Annotated in this window: 14 protein-coding genes; 11 read left to right on the forward strand and 3 right to left on the reverse strand. The window is 31.5% G+C overall.

What is annotated here, in order from left to right:
• Positions 1-73 precede the first annotated feature (73 nt).
• Positions 74-1,819 carry a SpaA isopeptide-forming pilin-related protein gene (locus FYJ27_RS05580; protein WP_154483871.1) on the forward strand — a complete coding sequence of 582 codons (1,746 nt, stop codon included), beginning with the start codon at positions 74-76 and terminating at the stop codon, positions 1,817-1,819.
• An 89-nt stretch (positions 1,820-1,908) separates the two neighbouring features.
• Here FYJ27_RS05580 and nadC read toward each other — a convergent pair whose 3' ends face one another.
• Genes nadC through FYJ27_RS05595 form a run of 3 tightly spaced genes read right to left on the reverse strand, consistent with a single transcriptional unit; the run spans position 1,909 to position 4,083 of the window.
• Positions 1,909-2,745: a carboxylating nicotinate-nucleotide diphosphorylase gene (nadC, locus tag FYJ27_RS05585; protein ID WP_154483872.1), complete on the reverse strand. Its 837-nt coding sequence runs from the start codon at positions 2,743-2,745 to the stop codon at positions 1,909-1,911.
• Between the two features lie 23 nt (positions 2,746-2,768).
• Positions 2,769-3,677, reverse strand: coding sequence for a quinolinate synthase NadA (gene nadA / locus FYJ27_RS05590; protein WP_154483873.1), 909 nt, complete (start codon positions 3,675-3,677; stop codon positions 2,769-2,771).
• Between the two features lie 19 nt (positions 3,678-3,696).
• Entirely contained in the window at positions 3,697-4,083 is a 387-nt protein-coding gene (locus FYJ27_RS05595; protein WP_154483874.1) for a RidA family protein, read from the reverse strand.
• A 522-nt stretch (positions 4,084-4,605) separates the two neighbouring features.
• Here FYJ27_RS05595 and FYJ27_RS05600 point away from each other — a divergent pair.
• The 10 genes from FYJ27_RS05600 to FYJ27_RS05645 all read left to right on the forward strand — a co-directional run bounded on the left by FYJ27_RS05600 (position 4,606) and on the right by FYJ27_RS05645 (position 18,726).
• A complete protein-coding gene (locus FYJ27_RS05600) occupies positions 4,606-5,010 on the forward strand; it encodes a GntR family transcriptional regulator (protein ID WP_154483875.1) in 405 nt (134 codons plus the stop codon).
• Positions 5,000-6,103 (forward strand): DUF1648 domain-containing protein, encoded by a 1,104-nt coding sequence (locus FYJ27_RS05605; RefSeq protein ID WP_195839085.1) that lies wholly within the window; start codon positions 5,000-5,002, stop codon positions 6,101-6,103. Before FYJ27_RS05600 ends, FYJ27_RS05605 begins: the two co-directional genes overlap by 11 nt.
• Before the next feature lie 544 nt (positions 6,104-6,647).
• Positions 6,648-7,214: a glycerol-3-phosphate responsive antiterminator gene (locus FYJ27_RS05610; RefSeq protein WP_154483877.1), complete on the forward strand. Its 567-nt coding sequence runs from the start codon at positions 6,648-6,650 to the stop codon at positions 7,212-7,214.
• 89 nt (positions 7,215-7,303) lie between these two features.
• Complete coding sequence (locus tag FYJ27_RS05615; protein ID WP_154483878.1) at positions 7,304-8,032, forward strand: MIP/aquaporin family protein; 729 nt, start codon at positions 7,304-7,306, stop codon at positions 8,030-8,032.
• A gap of 55 nt (positions 8,033-8,087) precedes the next feature.
• On the forward strand, positions 8,088-9,590 hold the full coding sequence (gene glpK / locus FYJ27_RS05620; RefSeq protein ID WP_326831044.1) for a glycerol kinase GlpK: 1,503 nt from the start codon (positions 8,088-8,090) through the stop codon (positions 9,588-9,590).
• Between the two features lie 139 nt (positions 9,591-9,729).
• Positions 9,730-10,557 (forward strand): DUF4352 domain-containing protein, encoded by an 828-nt coding sequence (locus tag FYJ27_RS05625; RefSeq protein WP_154483879.1) that lies wholly within the window; start codon positions 9,730-9,732, stop codon positions 10,555-10,557.
• A 375-nt stretch (positions 10,558-10,932) separates the two neighbouring features.
• Entirely contained in the window at positions 10,933-12,279 is a 1,347-nt protein-coding gene (locus FYJ27_RS05630) for a beta/alpha barrel domain-containing protein (protein ID WP_154483880.1), read from the forward strand.
• A 23-nt stretch (positions 12,280-12,302) separates the two neighbouring features.
• Positions 12,303-14,228 (forward strand): aconitate hydratase, encoded by a 1,926-nt coding sequence (locus FYJ27_RS05635; protein ID WP_154483881.1) that lies wholly within the window; start codon positions 12,303-12,305, stop codon positions 14,226-14,228.
• A gap of 34 nt (positions 14,229-14,262) precedes the next feature.
• Positions 14,263-15,258 (forward strand): isocitrate/isopropylmalate dehydrogenase family protein, encoded by a 996-nt coding sequence (locus tag FYJ27_RS05640; RefSeq protein ID WP_154483882.1) that lies wholly within the window; start codon positions 14,263-14,265, stop codon positions 15,256-15,258.
• Positions 15,259-15,294: 36 nt separating this feature from the next.
• Positions 15,295-18,726 (forward strand): pyruvate carboxylase, encoded by a 3,432-nt coding sequence (locus FYJ27_RS05645; RefSeq protein WP_154483883.1) that lies wholly within the window; start codon positions 15,295-15,297, stop codon positions 18,724-18,726.
• The last annotated feature ends 45 nt before the right edge of the window (positions 18,727-18,771 follow it).

Here is an 18,771-nt window from a genome sequence, read left to right on the forward strand (position 1 = left end):
TGAACAATCATTGGAAGGAGGAGATATTAAAATATATTGGTTTAAACAATTAAAAAAGGAGAGGTGACGGGTAATGGCTAAAAAGAGAATCTTTAGTTTTGTATTAGTGCTATCAATAATCTTAAGTAGTATAGGAATAATATCAGATAGTGTAGAAGCAGTTGAAGCCTCACAATATAAAAGATTTCATTCCATTGATAGAGGGAACATAAAGGCACAAGGTGAAGGTTACCTCCTAGGTTACATAGATAGAAAAGTTTCTGAAAAAAACCGTATGATAACTACAAGGATTAAACAGGATGAAAACAACAAACCTGCCTATTGTCTCAACTATAGTTTGGACAGCCCTAAATTTAATGGAAATGAGTTTAAGAGGACTAATGAAAAATTAAATGCTAAAGAATATACAGCACTAATGTATGGCTATGGTGGGCCCCATGATAAAACTGATAAATCTTTAACCTTGGACGAAAGATATTATATATCACAGGTAGCCATGTATGCAATTACCAATGAAACTCCAGAGATAACTAAAGACAATCTATCTAAACATATAGGAAATCTTGTTGATAGTAATAAGAGCCAACTTATATTAAATAATATAAATAAACTTATAAAAGAAATAAATGAGAATACATTAACCCTACCTGAAGAAGGGATAATGCCAGTAGAAATTAAAGGCCAAGTCTCTCCAATGAAAGTAAAAGGACATTATTTAGAATCAGAAAAAATACAAATAATCAATTCAAATCCAGAGATTTTATTAACTATAGATAAAAAAGACTTGGGAAGTGCATATTTTGTAGATATAAGCGGTAATAAAGTAGATGATCATTATGTTTTAGCTGGAAATGAATTTAAACTAAGAATTGATATAGAAGACATAGCTAAAAGTGGTAGAGTAGGTTTTACAGTTAGTGGACGAGCAGTTTCTTTAAATCCTTATAAATATATTCAAAGATATGTAAATGATTCAGGGGTAAATGGGAAAAAAATTCAAAAGATTGCTTGGCTAGGAGAAACTAACAACACTTTTTCAGATTCAATTTTTATAGAATATAACGGAATAAAACGTGATATTGAACTTACTAAGACAGACCATAATGGAAAACTTTTAGATGGAGCAGAATTTGAACTATTAGATGAAGGAGGTAACAAAATTCAAGGACCAATAGAAACAAATAATGGTAAGCTTGTATTTAAAGATATTCCATTGGGCAAATACAATATAGTTGAGACCAAAGCTCCAGAAGGATATGTATCGAGTAATGAGAAAACATTAGTAGAAGTTAATGAAGCTTCAAAAGAGCCAATAAAAATCAATATTAAAAATAGACCTATTATAGGAGGCATAGAAATTACTAAATTAGATACTATATCTGGAGAAAAACTATCCAATGCTAAATTTCAAATTAAAAATGAAAATAATGAAGTAATAGGTGAAGGAGTTACAGATGAGAATGGCATAGTTAGATTTGATGAACTACCTTATGGAAAATATACTTATAGGGAAATTGAAGCTCCAAAAGGCTATATTATAGATAGAGAAGAACATCATTTTGAAATAAAAGAAGACGGAAAAATTTTAAAAGCGGAAGTAAAAAATAAAAGGGCTGAAAAAACCATAGATCTTCATAGAAATACTAATAAATCAACTAAAGAAACAGTACCTGTTTCATCCAATCTAGAAAAAAACACTGCAAAAGAAATGGAAAGAGGATATCTTCCAAAAACAGGTACTTTAGATAATAGTATATTTTATCTATTAGGATTAATATTTATAGGAGTAGGAGTATATTTTAGGAAGAAGCGTATATAAGATGAATAATAGGATATAAAAATTATGATGGATTGTCAGTTTTTAAACATTGGCAATCCATCATAATTTAATATTTTTAATAAACTTTTCTATATCCAGGATAGATTTTTCATGCTTATATCTAGTGAATGGATGCTATGGGTAAGCATACCTAAAGATATAAAATCAACTCCAGTATTTGCAACTGTTCTTATATTGTCTAAGCTTATATTACCTGAAGCTTCTGTGGCACATTTGTTACTTATTATATCAACTGCTTTTTTCATTGTATCAATACTCATATTATCTAACATTATAATATCAGCATTAGCAGCTAATGCCTCTTTTACCTGTTCTAAGTTTTCAGTTTCTACTTCGATTTTTCTACCAAAGGGAATATTATTTTTTACTTTCATTATAGCTTCTGTTATGCTGCCAGCAGCGTTTATATGATTATCTTTTATTAAAATCCCATCAGATAAATTAAATCTATGATTATATCCACCACCAACAGTAACTGCATATTTTTCAAGTATTCTTAAATTAGGGGTAGTTTTTCTAGTGTCCAATATTTTAGCTTTGGTTCCATGTACTAGATTTACAGCCTTATTTGTAACTGTTGCAATGCCGCTCATTCTCTGCAGAAAATTAAGAGCAATCCTTTCTCCAACTAAAATATTATGTGTATTTCCATAGATACAGCCAATAGATTGTCCAGTTTCAACATAGTCTCCATCATTTAAATACAATTCAATATTAACTTCTCCCAATATGTAAAAAACTCTTTTAAAAATTGGTAAACCTGCTATTATGCCATTTTCTTTTGCTATTAAATCAATTTTACATTTACTACTAGGGTCTATAATTGAAGAAGTAGTAATATCCCTAAAAGAAGAATCTTCTTTCAGTGCACTTTCTATGATACTATCTATAATTAACCAATTCATATTTTATCCCTTTCTTAATGATTTTATTTTACTGCTAATTCGAGCATCTTTAGAAGAGATTTACTTGCAGATTCCCTCAAAGACTCTTCAAGTGTTATTTCATTTTTTTCTAACAACAGACTATTATGAAGATCTTCTAAAGTTATGGATTTCATTGGATCACATATAGTATTTAAACTATGAAATATTTTGTCTGGATACCTATTTTTAAGTTCATATAAAATTCCATCTTCAGTTACTACTAAAAATTCCTTAGAATAACATTTGCCAACATAATCAATTATTTGACCTGTACTTCCAACGAAATCAGCTAAGTTTCTAACTTCTTTCTTGCATTCAGGATGGACCAATACAATTATTTTAGAATCAAATTTTTCTTTATAATTCAAAATATCTTCAGCTTCTATATTGTTATGGACAGAACAAAAACCATCCCAAAGGATTAAATTTTTATCGGGGAATTTTTCTTGAATATGGCTTCCTAAATGTTTGTCTGGAACAAATATTATTTCATCTCCATCAATATTTTTAACCACATTATATGCATTGGAAGAAGTACAACATGCATCAGAAAGAGCTTTTACTTCTGTAGATGAATTTACATAGCTAACTATTTTAGCATTTTTGTACTTTTTTTTCATTTTCAACAAATCTTCTTTAGAAGCCATTTCTACCATGAAACATTTGGCATTAGTATTAGGTAGTAAAATTTTCTTATGCGGAGAAAGAATTTTAGCACATTCAGCCATAAAGCTTACACCACAAAAGACGATTATTTTGGCATCAAGTTTAAGCCCTATTTTACTTAAATAATAGGAATCACCTACATAATCAGCTAATTCTTGGATTTCATCCCTTACATAATAATGTGCAAGTATAGCAGCATTTTTTTCTTTTTTTAATCTAAGTATTTCTTCCTTATAATTTTTCATAATCAACCCTTCCTAAAAATCAAATATTATTTTTTAGTGCAATTGCATCGATTTCAATGTCAATACCTCTTAATTGAACGCCTATAGTAGTCCTAGTTGGAAATGGTTTACTAAATATTTCCTTATAAACTGAGTTCATTTCATCAAAATACTTAATATCAGATAGATATACAGTAGTTCGAACAACATCTTTTAGTGAACAATCTGCTTCTTTTAAGATTGATTCAATATTTTTAATAACTTGATATGTCTGATCCTTTATATCTTTTTTTATTTCGCCAGTAATAGGATCTTGTGGACGTTGTCCAGCAGTAAAGACATAATTATCAGTTATAATACCTTGAGAATAAGGCCCAGCAGGGGATGGTGCATTTTTTGTAGAGATACTTTTAAAATTGTTAGACATTTATCATTTCTCCTTTTATAGTTTTATATTTTATAATTAGTATAACAGGTGTATATACACCTGTCAATACATCATGCAAAGTAATGAAATATGATTAGTTTATATATTATTAATAAGATTTTGGTATATTTCATAGAATTAAAATTCCCAACTGGTTTTAATTCAAAAACTCAACTTAAGTCTTGAAATATAAGGTTTAAGTTGGGTTTTATTTTAGCTTTTATAAATTCTAATAATCGATTGGGAAAAATCTAAGGAAACCTTGAAAAATCAATGCTTTTATGATAATATTGGAAACAAGAAGTGGCTATTTTACTATAGTGCTGAACCTCAACATAGGATGTATTAGAATAATTTTATATTAAATAATTTCAATAATAAACAAAAGATCTACAAAAAACCATATAAAAATTTTGCCCTAAAATCGTCAATACCTATAGTGTTGACGATTTTTTATTTTCCTATTGAAAAACTTTTCTATCTGTTATATAATATATGTAACAGATAGAAAGGAAGAGACATATGATTATAAAAATAGATTTTGAATCGGAAATACCTATATATGAACAGTTAAAAAGGCAAATAATTCAAGGCATAGCAAAAGGGGATTTATCTAAAGGTGAAGAGTTGCCATCTGTTAGACAATTGGCAGAAGATATAGGAATAAATCTTCACACTGTAAATAAATCCTACAATCTCTTAAAAGATGAAGGCTATCTAGTTGTGGATAGAAGAAAAGGAACTAGGGTTAGTGACACTATGCCGGAGCCTAATGAAAAGTATATTGATAATTTAAAAGAAGAAATAGGATATATTTCAGCAGATGCTTATTGTAAAGGTATCAGAAAAGAAGAGTTTTTAAGTATTTGTGAAAAATATTTTGATAATTTCATTGCCAATGGAGAGGATGAATCTAATGGAAGATAAGATCTATATTATTATTATGAACTTATTTATCTATGTAGTTTTATTAATTATGCAAATTTTAACTCCTAAAATGACTAGAAAAAATATATATTTTGGAATTAGAATACCAGAAGAAGAGCTAAATAATGAAGAACTTAAAAAGATATATATAATTTATGTAATAGAAAATATTCTTATAAGTATTCCATCTATAGCCTTACTTTCTTATTGGACTTATAATTCTAACAGTCCAATAGTTGTTACTTTAACAATCTTTATTTATATAGGTATATTGTTTTTGGTATATTTACATGGAAATAATAAAATAAAGAAATTAAAAGAAGAAAAAGAATGGAAAGGATTTAAAGATGAGGTTGTGGTAGATTTAAAATTTAGTAAAAATAGAGCTAGTGCAGCAAGTATATCATTTTGGTGGTTTTTAATTCCAGTAGGTATAGCTTTAATCAATCTAATAGTAGGATTAAATATATCTTCAAAATTACCTAAAAGAATCCCAACAAATTGGGATTTTCAAGGAAATATAACTGGATATATGGATAAAAATTTCTTCATATGGTTTATGCCTTTAGTTCAACTAGGAATGACAGGAACAATGTTTTTTGTTTGTAAAATTATAGGATGGTCAAAACAAGAGATAAGTGCTAAAAACCCTGAGGAATCAGTAAAGAGAAATATTATATTCAGAAGAATTTGGTCTGTATATATTTTAGTTACAAATATAGTCTTAAATATCCTGTTTACTTTAGCTAGTTTTTACTCTTTTGGAATATTAGGAGGAAGTGTAAACACTATTATAATCCTATTTTTCATATTTACAAGTCTTATTATATTATCAAGTATTATTATTTCCATAAAGGTAGGTCAAGGAGGTAGTAGACTAAAATTTGATGGACATTATGAAGAGCGAAATAGGGATGATGATAGGTTTTGGAAGTTGGGTAGCACCATATACTACAACCCAGAGGATCCAGCATTATTCATTGAAAAAAGATTTGGAGTAGGTTGGACTGTCAATGCAGGTAGACCTTTAGGCATGTTTCTCATGATCATTCCTTTTATAATTATTGTATTTACATTATTATTAGTTTCATAGTGAAATCGAAATTACGAAATTAGAATTAAATATAATTTACTTTATAATAACTACCATATTTACTTTGTCCTCATTTCTTCTATTTGTTTGGCTTAAAAAACTTTGTATAAGTCAATTTTCAAATATAGAATAGTATAATAAAATGTCTACTAAATTTAGTAGATGTTTTATTGTATAAAAAGTTACTATATTTCATATAAGAAGATTTTGAAGTTCATACAATATTCACTGATGCTTTTTTCATAAAATGAAAAAAGTCATAAATAAAAAACTAAAGAATATACTTAATATATACAAAACTATCCATATCTATAAATATAGTTATGCAGTATTATTTCCATGAATTACTTTACAAAATAAAACATTGTTGGTATAATGAAAATAAGTAAATATTGTTGGAGACTATGAGAGAGAACATCAAAAAACCTATTAATAGTAGGTCTAGTTGATGTTTTTTTGTTTTATGATTTAAAGATTAAGAAAATTTTTAAAAATGAAATAAATCTCGTTATTATTTCATATATTTCATATTGGGGGCCTTAATATGAGAAAAGATTTTTTTGATAGGATAGCCATCAATCCTATAATAGCAGCAGTGAATCACTCTGATAAATTAGATAAGGCACTTCATTCACCATGTGAAAACATTTTCCTATTAACTGGAAACATTGTAACTATAGAGGAGGTTGTAAAAAAAATTAAACTCAAGGATAAAGGTATATATGTCCATGTAGATTTAATTGAAGGTATTTCAAAAGATATCTGGGGACTTAAGTATCTAGTTAATAAAATAAAACCAGATGGAATTATTACAACTAAAAATAATTTAGTTAAATTTTCTAGGGAATTAAATATTTTTACTATTCAAAGACTTTTTATGTTAGATTCTTTGTCACTAGATTCAGGTATTAGGTCCATAAGAGAGAGTAAGCCTAATGCAGTAGAAATACTTCCTGGAATAATGCCAAAGGTAGTAAGGGAAATATCAAGACGGAGCAATATACCTATTATAACTGGGGGGTTGATAAGAGAGAAAGAGGATGTTATAAATAGTATTGGCTCAGGTGCAGTTGCAGTATCTACTAGTAATGAAGAAGTCTGGTATATGTAAATTTTAAGGGGGTGATTTTGAAAGGTATTAGGGTTATGAAATTATTTACAAAAGGTTATTAACTACGAATTTTAAAGGAGGGATAGGCCATGACAAACATGGCTATGTATTCAGCGGAATTTTTCGGAACATTAATTTTAATTTTATTAGGAGATGGCGTAGTTGCTAACGTTTCATTGAACAAATCTAAAGGAGAAGGTGGCGGATGGATAGTTGTAACAGCTGCCTGGGGACTTGCAGTAGCAATAGCAGCCTATACTACAGGATGGGTAAGTGGAGCACATTTAAATCCAGCAGTGACAGTTGGTATGGCAGTTGCAGGAAGTATTTCTTGGTCACTAGTTCCAGGATATATAATTTCTCAAATATTAGGGGCTATAGTAGGAGCATTCCTTGTTTATTCAACATTTAAAGATCATTTTGCAGCTACAGACGATCCAGATGTTAAACTTGGAGTATTCTGTACAGCACCAGCTATTAGAAATCATGGAAGAAACTTTATAACAGAAGTTATAGGTACAGCAGTACTTGTAGGTGGAATAATGGGAATTAACAATGCAAATAATGAAGTTGGAGCATTAAGTGCTTTATTAGCAGGATTTTTAGTTTGGGTTATAGGTTTAAGTTTAGGTGGACCAACAGGATATGCAATCAACCCAGCTAGAGATTTAGGCCCAAGAATAGCTCATGCTATTTTACCAATACCAGGAAAAAGGGATTCTGATTGGTCTTATGCACATATACCTGTTATTGGACCTATTGTAGGTGGAATACTTGGAGCATTAATCTACATGTTCTTCTCAAATATGTGGGTATAAGCTATATTTTATATTATAATGTTAGGTAAGATTATTATATAAGGGGGAAAAAACAGTGGATAAAAAATATATAATGGCCTTAGATCAAGGAACAACAAGTTCAAGGGCTATTCTATTTAACCATGCAGGAGAAATAGTTAAAGTAGCTCAACAAGAATTTGATCAAATCTATCCCAAAGCTGGATGGGTAGAACATGACCCAATGCAGATATGGGGTACTCAAATGGGAGTTGCAAGACAAGTACTAGAAAGTGCTGGAGTTAGACCTCAAGAAGTAGCTGCCATGGGAATTACAAACCAAAGGGAAACAACAGTAGTTTGGGACAAAAACACTGGTAAACCAGTATATAATGCTATCGTATGGCAATGTAGAAGAACTGCTCCTATAACTGATGATTTAAAGAGAAGAGGCCTTGAAGATTATATAAAACAAACTACAGGCCTTGTAGTAGACGCATATTTTTCAGGAACAAAGATAAAATGGATATTAGACAATGTAGAAGGTGCAAGGGAAAAAGCAGAAAACGGAGACCTTCTATTTGGAACTATTGATACTTGGGTACTTTGGAATTTAACAAGAGGAAAAGTTCATGTAACTGACTATTCAAATGCATCAAGAACTATGATATTTAATATTCATGAACTAGACTGGGACGATAGAATGTTAGAAGAATTAGATATTCCAAGATCTATGCTACCAGAACCAAGACCTTCTAGTGAAATATATGGAGTTACAGATCCAAATACATTTGGTGGAGCTGAAATACCAATAGCAGGAATTGCAGGAGACCAACAAGCAGCCCTATTCGGTCAGGCTTGCTATGGTGAAGGAATGGCAAAGAACACATATGGAACTGGTTGTTTCATGCTTATGAATACTGGGGAAAAAGCAGTGGCATCTGAAAACGGACTTCTTACAACTATTGCCTGGGGAATAGACGGAAAAGTAAACTATGCCCTTGAAGGAAGTATATTTATAGGTGGAGCTATTATCCAATGGTTAAGAGATGAATTAAGACTTATAGCAGATGCAGCAGATAGTGAATATTTTGCTTCAAAAGTAGATGATACAAATGGAGTATATATAGTACCAGCATTTGTAGGATTGGGAGCACCTCATTGGGATATGTATGCAAGAGGTACTATTGTAGGACTTACAAGAGGAGCAAATAGGGATCACCTTACAAGAGCAGCTCTTGAATCTATTGCATATCAAACTAGGGACGTATTGGAAGCAATGCAAGAAGATTCAGGAATAGATCTAAAAGAATTAAAAGTAGATGGAGGAGCAGTAGCTAATAACTTCCTAATGCAATTCCAATCTGATTTATTAGGAGTACCAGTTCATAGACCAGAAGTTATAGAAACAACAGCACTAGGTGCAGCATATTTAGCAGGATTAGCTGTTGGATTCTGGAAAGACATGGATGAAATATCTGAAAAATGGAATGTAGATAGAGTATTTAATCCTGAAATGGATGAAGATCATAGAGAAAAAATATACAAAGGTTGGAAAAAAGCTGTTGGCAGATCTTTAAAATGGGAAGATGAAGAATAATATATGAATAAAAAAACCTGTTGGTCAAATAAAATGACCAACAGGTTTTTTGTTTCTATACCAAAAATGGTATACGTATTTTGCTATAATTATAGATAGATAAAAATAATAAATCATTGTAATATGAGGAGGGGTTTTTGTGAAAAAGCTTTTATTGATATTATTATCAATTACTCTAGTATTTTCATTAGTAGGTTGTGGATCTAATGAAGCTCAAGAAGCAGATTCTAGCAAAGATAGTAATGAAAAAGTAGAAAAGATTTCAAAAGAAGACCTTGAGCAACTATATGCTGATCCAGATAAATTCAAAGGAAAAGAAGTGGAATTGTATGCTAAAATATTTGTACCAGTAGAAAGGGATGGAGATGCTACATATATTCAAGCTTTTGGTGATCCAGTAAATTCTGATAAAAATACTATAATTGCCATAAAAGATTCTAAAATTGATTTAAAAGAAGGGGATATAATTCATGTAATAGGAAAAGTGAAAGGAAGTTTTGATGGAGAAAATGCTTTTGGAGGTTCAATAACTGCACCAACAATAATTGCAGATTCTATAGAAAAAACAGATTATGCTACAGCATTTGCTCCAGCAATCAAGACTGTAGAAGTAAATGAAGAAAAAGATCAACATGGTTGTAAATTGAAAATAGATAAAGTAGAAATTGCAGAAGATGAAACAAGGGTATATGTCAAATTAAATAATGGAACAGATAATAAAATTGATTTTTATAGCTTCAATACTCTTATAATACAAGGTGATAAACAATATGAAGCAGAGGAAAACTATGAGACAGGTTATCCTGAACCTCAAAGTGAAATATCGCCTGGAGTATCTACTGAAGGCATAATTAGATTTCCAAAAATAGATTTAGAAGGAAAACAAGCAAAAATTGTATCAGAGGTATACTCTGATAATTATAATATAAATATGGAGCCATTTACTTTTGAAATTACATGGGATTAAAATACAAGATTAATATCTATAATAAATAAAAAGCTCTAAACTTTCACCAGTGAAAGCTTAGAGCTTTTTTATGAAGCATATATAAATTTTAAAATTCTCCCAAATGCAAGTTTTTATATAAAACTTGCATTTTTTACTTGTAAAATATAATAGCGTATGTTACAATAACTTAAAATGTTGTAAAAGATAAAAACAAAAAAACATAGATATAACAAGTCATACCCTTGTATATATACAAATAAAACTTCGAAAAACTTAATTTTAAGTATAAATGAAAAAGAAATGAAATCCTGCAAAAACAAACAAATATGATTTTTAAATTGCAAGAATACATAACAATACTTGCAATATGGTAATTATAAAGGAGGAAAAGTTATGAATTATACTGGAGTAGATACTTTAAGGCCAAATCTTTTTAAGGAAATGTTTCCTTATTCAGAGATACCAAAGGTTGTTTTTAACAATATTCAATTGCCTATGGAAATTCCAGAAGATATATGGATTACAGATACTACATTTAGGGACGGACAACAATCCATATCTTCTATGACAGTAGAGCAAATGGTCAAAATATATGACTATTTACATAACCTTGACAATGGTTCAGGGATTATAAGGCAAACAGAGTTTTTCCTTTATTCTGATAAGGATAGAAAAGCAGTGGAGAAATGTATTGAAAGAGGATATGAATTTCCAGAGATAACGTCATGGATTAGGGCTAATGAAGAAGATTTTAAACTAGTTAAAGAAATGGGGATAAAGGAAACAGGGATACTTATGTCTTGTTCTGATTATCATATATTCCACAAATTAAATAAGAATAGGAAGGAAGCTATGAAAAACTACCTTTCCATAGCAGAATCTGCATTAGAAAATGGTATAATTCCTAGATGCCATTTTGAAGATATAACAAGAGCAGACTTTTTTGGATTCGTTGTACCACTGGCTACAAATCTTATGAAACTTTCAAAAGAATCTGGTATTCCAGTGAAGATAAGGGCTTGTGATACTTTAGGAGTAGGAGTACCTCATGCTGGGGTAGAGCTTCCTAGAAGTGTACCAGCCATTATCCATGGATTAAGATATTATTCTAATGTACCATCGGAATCTATTGAATGGCATGGACACAACGACTATCATTCAGTAGTTACAAACTCAACTGCAACTTGGCTCTATGGCGGTTCTTCTGTAAATACTACTTTATTTGGAATTGGAGAAAGGGTAGGAAACTGTCCATTAGAAGCTATGGTAGTTGAATACGGACAGATAAAGGGAAATACTAAAAATATGGATCTTAAAATAATATCCGAAATAGCAGATTACTTTGAAAGGGAACTAAAATATGAAGTACCACCTCGTACACCTTTCGTTGGTAGTGAATTCAATGTTACTAGAGCAGGTATTCATGCAGATGGACTTTTGAAAAATGAAGAGATATACAATAGTTTTGATACAAGGAAAATACTAGGAAGACCTGCAGTAGTAGCAGTAAATTCCTATTCTGGAATGGCTGGTATAGCAGCTTGGATAAATGGATATTTTGATTTAGATGATAGTCAAAAGATAGATAAAAAGGATAGAAGACTACTTCCAATTAAAAAATGGATAGACAATGAATATGAAAATGGAAGAACTTCAAATATTAGAAATGATGAACTTAAAGAACTAACACTTAAATATGTTCCAAATATATTAGGAAATGAAGATACAAAAGCAATATAAGTAGAAGAATTGGAGGAGAAAAAATGAATCTTACAGTAGCGGAAAAGATAATAAAAGACCATTTAAAAATTGGAGAATTGAAAACTGGAAAAGAAATAGGTTTAAAAATAGATCAAACCCTAACCCAAGATTCTACTGGCACCATGGCTTATTTACAATTTGAAGCCATGGGAGTAGATAGGGTGAAGACTAAAAAATCTGTGGCCTATATTGATCACAATATGTTGCAAGCAGGTCCAGAAAATGCAGATGACCACCTATATATACAGACAGTAGCTAAAAAACATGGCATATATTTTTCAAAGCCAGGCAATGGAATATGTCATCAAGTCCATTTAGAAAGGTTTGGAGTACCTGGTCAGACCCTTCTAGGCTCAGATAGCCATACTCCAACTGGTGGAGGCATAGGAATGTTGGCTATAGGAGCAGGGGGACTAGATGTAGCAGTAGCTATGGCTGGAGGAGAATATTTCATAACTATGCCTGAGATAGTGAAAGTAGAGCTAAGGGGAAAATTGAAGGCTGGTGTATCAGCTAAAGATATAATATTGGAGGTTTTGAGAAGGTATAAAGTTAAAGGTGGTATAAATAAGATATTTGAATACTGTGGAGAAGGAATCAAATATTTAACAGTGCCAGAAAGAGCAACTATAACCAATATGGGAGCAGAGCTTGGGGCTACTACATCTATATTCCCTTCTGATGAAAACACCTATGAATTTTTAAAGGCTCAAGGGAGAGAAGAAGATTTTAGAGAAATAGTTGCAGATAAAGGTGCATATTATAATGAAGAAATAATTATAGATCTTGATAAGTTGGAACCATTGATAGCTTGTCCCCATAGTCCAGACAATGTAGTACCTCTATCTAGTATGGAGAATATAAAGGTAAATCAAGTAGCCATAGGAAGTTGTACAAACTCTTCCTATATGGATTTAATGAAGGTAGCAGAAATATTGGATGGAAAAACTATAGCAGAAAATGTATCATTAGTTATTTCCCCAGGTTCAAAACAAGTACTGAATATGCTTGCAAACAACGGAGCCTTAGGAAAACTTATAGCGGCAGGAGCTAGAATACTAGAATGTGGATGTGGTCCTTGTATAGGCATGGGGCAAGCACCAAATACTGATGGTATTTCACTGAGGACTTTCAATAGGAACTTTAAAGGTAGATCTGGAACTGTTTCAGCCAATGTATATCTAGTAAGTCCTGAAGTAGCAGCAGTTTCAGCATTAACAGGATATATTACAAATCCAGAAGGCTATATAGATGATTTGAATATAGATATGCCAGAAAAGTTCAATATAAATGATAATTTAATATTAGAACCAGCAGAAGTGGATAATGATATTGAAATATTAAGAGGACCAAATATTAAACCCTTTCCTAAAAACAATCCATTAGGAAAAGAAATAGTAGGTAAAGTACTTATAAAGGTTGAAGACAATATAACAACAGATCATATAATGCCTTCAAATGCAAAGCTATTGCCTTATAGATCCAATATTCCATATCTAGCAGACCATTGTTTAACCCCTTGTGATCCAGAGTTCCCAAAAAGAGCCAAAGAATATGGTGGAGGAATCATATTAGGAGGGCATAATTATGGTCAGGGTTCAAGTCGTGAACATGCAGCATTGGCACCATTGTATCTAGGCATCAAAGCTGTTATAGCAAAATCTTTTGCAAGAATACACAAACAAAATTTAATTAACAATGGAATACTTCCACTAGTTTTCCAAAATGAAAAGGACTATGAAGACATAGATGTACTAGATGAGTTGATTATAGAAAATATTTTAGAACAAATAAATGGGGATACAATAACCATAAAGAACAAGACTAAAGGTAAAGAATACAAGCTTCTACTAGAAGTAGAAGAAAGACAAAGGGAAATGTTAGAGGCAGGAGGATTGTTGAATCTAATAAAAGCTAAAAATAGATAAAATAATACTAATTTTACTTGAAAGGAGAATTCAAATGGCGTATAATATAACATTAATTCCAGGAGACGGTATAGGGCCAGAAGTAATAGGAGCAGCAAGAAAGGTAATAGATGCATCAGGAGTAGATATTAGTTGGGAAATAGTAGAAGCTGGTGCTATTTCCAATAAAAATCTTGGAACTCCCCTGCCTAATTATGTTATAAATAGTATAAAGAAAAATAAAATAGCACTAAAAGGTCCAGTAACAACCCCTATTGGAGAAGGATTTAAAAGTGTCAATGTAACTTTAAGACAAAATCTAAATCTATTTGCCAATATAAGGCCTATAAAGTCCTATGAAGGTATAGAAAGTATCCATAAAAATGTTGACTTTGTAGTTGTAAGGGAAAATACTGAAGATTTATATACAGGTATAGAGCATATGGTAGGGGAAGATGCTGCAGAAAGTATCAAGATTATAACTAAAGATGCAAGTGAAAGAATATGTAGATTTGCCTTTGAATTGGCAAGAAGAGAAGGAAGGAAAAAAGTAACTTTAGTACACAAGGCAAATATTATGAAGCTTTCTGATGGGCTTTTTTTAAGATGTGGAAAAGAAATTGCAAAGGAATATACAGATATAGAATTTGAAGATATAATAGTAGATGCAATGAGTATGAAATTAGTCCAAAATCCTCAAAACTATGATGTCATTGTAGCTCCAAATTTATATGGAGATATATTATCAGATCTATCAGCAGGATTGGTAGGGGGACTAGGTTTAGCACCAGGGGCCAATATAGGAGAAGATATAGCTGTATTTGAATCGGTCCATGGTTCAGCTCCAGATATAGCTGGAAAAAATATTGCAAATCCTACTTCAGCCATACTTTCGGGAGTAATGATGCTGAAATATATAGGAGAAGAAAGGGTAGCCAAGAAAATAGAAAATGCATTGGCTGAAACTCTTAAAGACAAGGGAACAATTGATTTAGGAGGAAATCTTGGAACTGAAGAATTTGCACAAGAAGTCATTAAAAATCTAAAATGATACTAATATTTAGTCCTTTTAAATGGAGGTATATGTATGAAAAGAAAATTTAAAAAAGTCTTAGTTGCCAATAGAGGAGAAATTGCTATAAGAATATTTAGGGCTTGTAGTGAGCTAGGAATAAGAACTGTAGCCATATATTCTAATGAAGACAAAAACTCCCTATTTAGAACAAAAGCTGATGAATCCTATTTAATAGGAAAAAACAAAAGCCCTATAGATGCCTATTTAAATATTGATGAAATAATCAAACTTGCATTGAATAAAGGGGTAGATGCAATACACCCAGGTTATGGATTCTTATCTGAAAACCCAGAGTTTTCAAGGAAATGTGAAGAAGTAGGCATTGAATTTATAGGTCCTAGACATAAAACTATGGAAAAATTAGGAGATAAAATTCAATCTAAACTAGTAGCAAATAGTGTTGGAGTACCTACTATTCCAGGAGTAGAAAGAGCAGTAACTTCTGAAGAAGAAGCTATTGAATTTGCAAACTATTGTGGCTACCCTGTTATTTTAAAGGCTTCTGCTGGCGGCGGTGGAAGAGGTATGAGGGTTGTAGAAAATGAAAGTGATTTATTAAAAGAATATTATAGTGCCAAAAATGAAGCTAAAAAAGCTTTTGGTATAGATGATATTTTTATAGAAAAATATTTAGAAAAACCAAAACATATAGAAGTTCAAATACTAGGGGATAAATATGGAAATATTGTCCATCTCCATGAAAGAGATTGTTCAATTCAAAGAAGGCATCAAAAGGTAATCGAATATACTCCAGCCTTTTCTGTTAAAGAAGAAATAAGAGGAAGAATATGTGCTGACGCAATAAAAATAGCTAAGTCTGTTGATTATAGGGGAGTAGGAACTGTTGAGTTCTTGCTAGACAAATATGGAAACCACTATTTCATTGAAGTGAATCCAAGGCTCCAAGTTGAACATACCGTTACTGAAATGGTAACAGGAATAGATATAGTACAAAGCCAAATATTAGTAGCAGAAGGCTATAGTCTTGATTCTGAAGAAATAGGTATCAAAAGCCAAGATGATATAGAAGTAAGAGGTTATGCTATCCAATGTAGGGTAACTACAGAAGACCCACTAAATAATTTTGCACCAGATACAGGAACTATAGATATATATAGAACAGGCTCTGGATTTGGCATAAGGTTGGATGGAGGCAATGGATTTACAGGAGCTACTATAAGTCCATATTATGACAGCCTTTTAGTTAAAATAACAGCTTGGTCTAGAACCTTTGAAGATGCTACGAGAAAGGTAAGTAGGGCTCTAAGAGAACAAAAGATAAGAGGAGTAAAGACAAATATACCATTTTTAATAAATGTATTGAACCATGAAGACTTTATAAATGGTAAATGTGATACTGGATTTATTTCAGACAATCCAGAACTATTCGATATAAGGACAAAGAAAGATAAAGAACTTAAAGTACTCACATATTTAGGGGAAAAAGTTGTAAATGAAACCAAAGGTCAAAAACCAGATTTAGATATTCCTAAAGTTCCCCATGTAAATAGACCGGAAAAACTATATGGAACTAAACAAATATTAGATGAAAAGGGTCCAGAAGGCCTTGTAGATTGGATAAAAGGAAGGAATAATTTACTCCTTACAGATACAACTATGAGGGATGCCCATCAATCCCTAATGGCTACTAGAATGAGAACTATCGATATGATGAGAATAGCAGAGGCTACATCTGTATTAGGAAAAGATCTATTTTCATTGGAAATGTGGGGAGGAGCTACTTTTGATGTATCCTATAGATTCTTAAAAGAATCTCCATGGGAAAGATTAGAATTATTGAGAAAAGAAATACCGAATATACTGTTCCAAATGTTAATTAGAGGGGCTAATGGTGTTGGTTACAAAAACTATCCAGACAATGTTATTAGAAAATTTGTAAAAGAATCTGCTGAAAGTGGAATAGATGTTTTCAGAGTATTCGATTCACTAAACTGGATAAAAGGAATGGAAGTAGCTATAGATGAAGTATTGAAAGCTGGAAAAGTAGCAGAGGCTTGTATCTGTTATACAGGGGATATATTAGATGAAACTAGGGACAAATATACTTTAGACTACTATGTAAAGACTGCTAAGGAAATCGAAAAAACAGGTGCCCATATATTAGGAATAAAAGATATGTCATCCCTTCTAAAACCACAAGCAGCTTATAAGTTAATAAAGGCATTGAAAAATGAAATAAGTATTCCAATCCATCTTCATACCCATGATACTAGTGGAAATGGTATAGCTACAGTCCTTATGGCTACAATGGCAGGAGTAGATATAGTAGATACAGCCTTCAATAGCATGGCAGGACTAACTAGCCAACCAGCACTAAACTCCGTAGTTGCAGCACTAGAGCATACAGATAGGAGTACAGGATTAGAATTAGACGATTTACAAAAGATTTCCGACTACTGGGCAACTATAAGACCAATATATAGCCAGTTTGAATCAGAACTGAAATCTGGTACTACAGAAATATATAAATATGAAATACCAGGTGGACAGTACTCAAACCTTAAGCCTCAAGTTGAAAGCTTTGGACTAGGCCATAGATTTGAAGATGTAAAGGAAATGTATAAAACAGTAAATGAAATGCTTGGAGATATAGTGAAGGTAACACCTTCTTCCAAAGTTGTAGGTGATATGGCTATATTTATGGTTCAAAATGATTTGACACCTGAAAATATATATGAAAAAGGAAAGAACATGGCTTTCCCAGATTCAGTAGTTTCGTATTTCCAAGGTATGATGGGGCAACCTATGGGAGGATTTCCAGAAAAACTTCAAAAATTAGTTCTAAAAGGAGAAAAACCTATTACCTGCAGACCAGGAGAACTATTGGAACCTGAAGACTTTGAAAAAATTGAAGAGCATTTAAGGGAAAACTTTAAAATAGAACCTACAGACAAGGATACTCTATCCTACGCACTCTATCCAAAGGTATTCGAAGACTATCTAAAATATATTGAAGAGCATGGTGATTTTAGCAGGATGGGTAGCGATATATTCTTCCATGGTATAAAAGAAGGGGAAACTTGTGAAGTAGAAATAGAAGAAGGAAAAATATTAGTTATAAAACTTCTTGAAATAGGAAGATTAGATGAAGAAGGCAATAGAACCCTATACTTTGAAGTAAATGATAGTAGAAGAGCCATAAAGATCTATGATGAAGCAAGTGTAGTAACAAATGAAGCGGTTTACACCCAAATGGCAGATCCAGAAAATAAAAAAGAAATTGGTGCAAGTATCCCAGGTACTGTAGCTAAAATATTAGTAGAACCTGGAGCTAAAGTAAAGGCAAAAGAAACTGTAGCCATTATAGAAGCTATGAAAATGGAGACAAATGTAACTAGCCCTGTAGATGGCACAGTTAAATCAATTATAGTAAAAGAAGGACAGAATGTAGAAAGTGGAGAATTATTAATAAGATTAGACTAAAAGGGGCTGAAAAGCCCCTTTTTAGTCATTTAAATACAAAATAAA

The sequence above is a fragment of the Anaerosalibacter bizertensis genome (assembly GCF_009696605.1).
GTDB classification, from domain to species: Bacteria; Bacillota; Clostridia; order Tissierellales; family Sporanaerobacteraceae; genus Anaerosalibacter; species Anaerosalibacter bizertensis.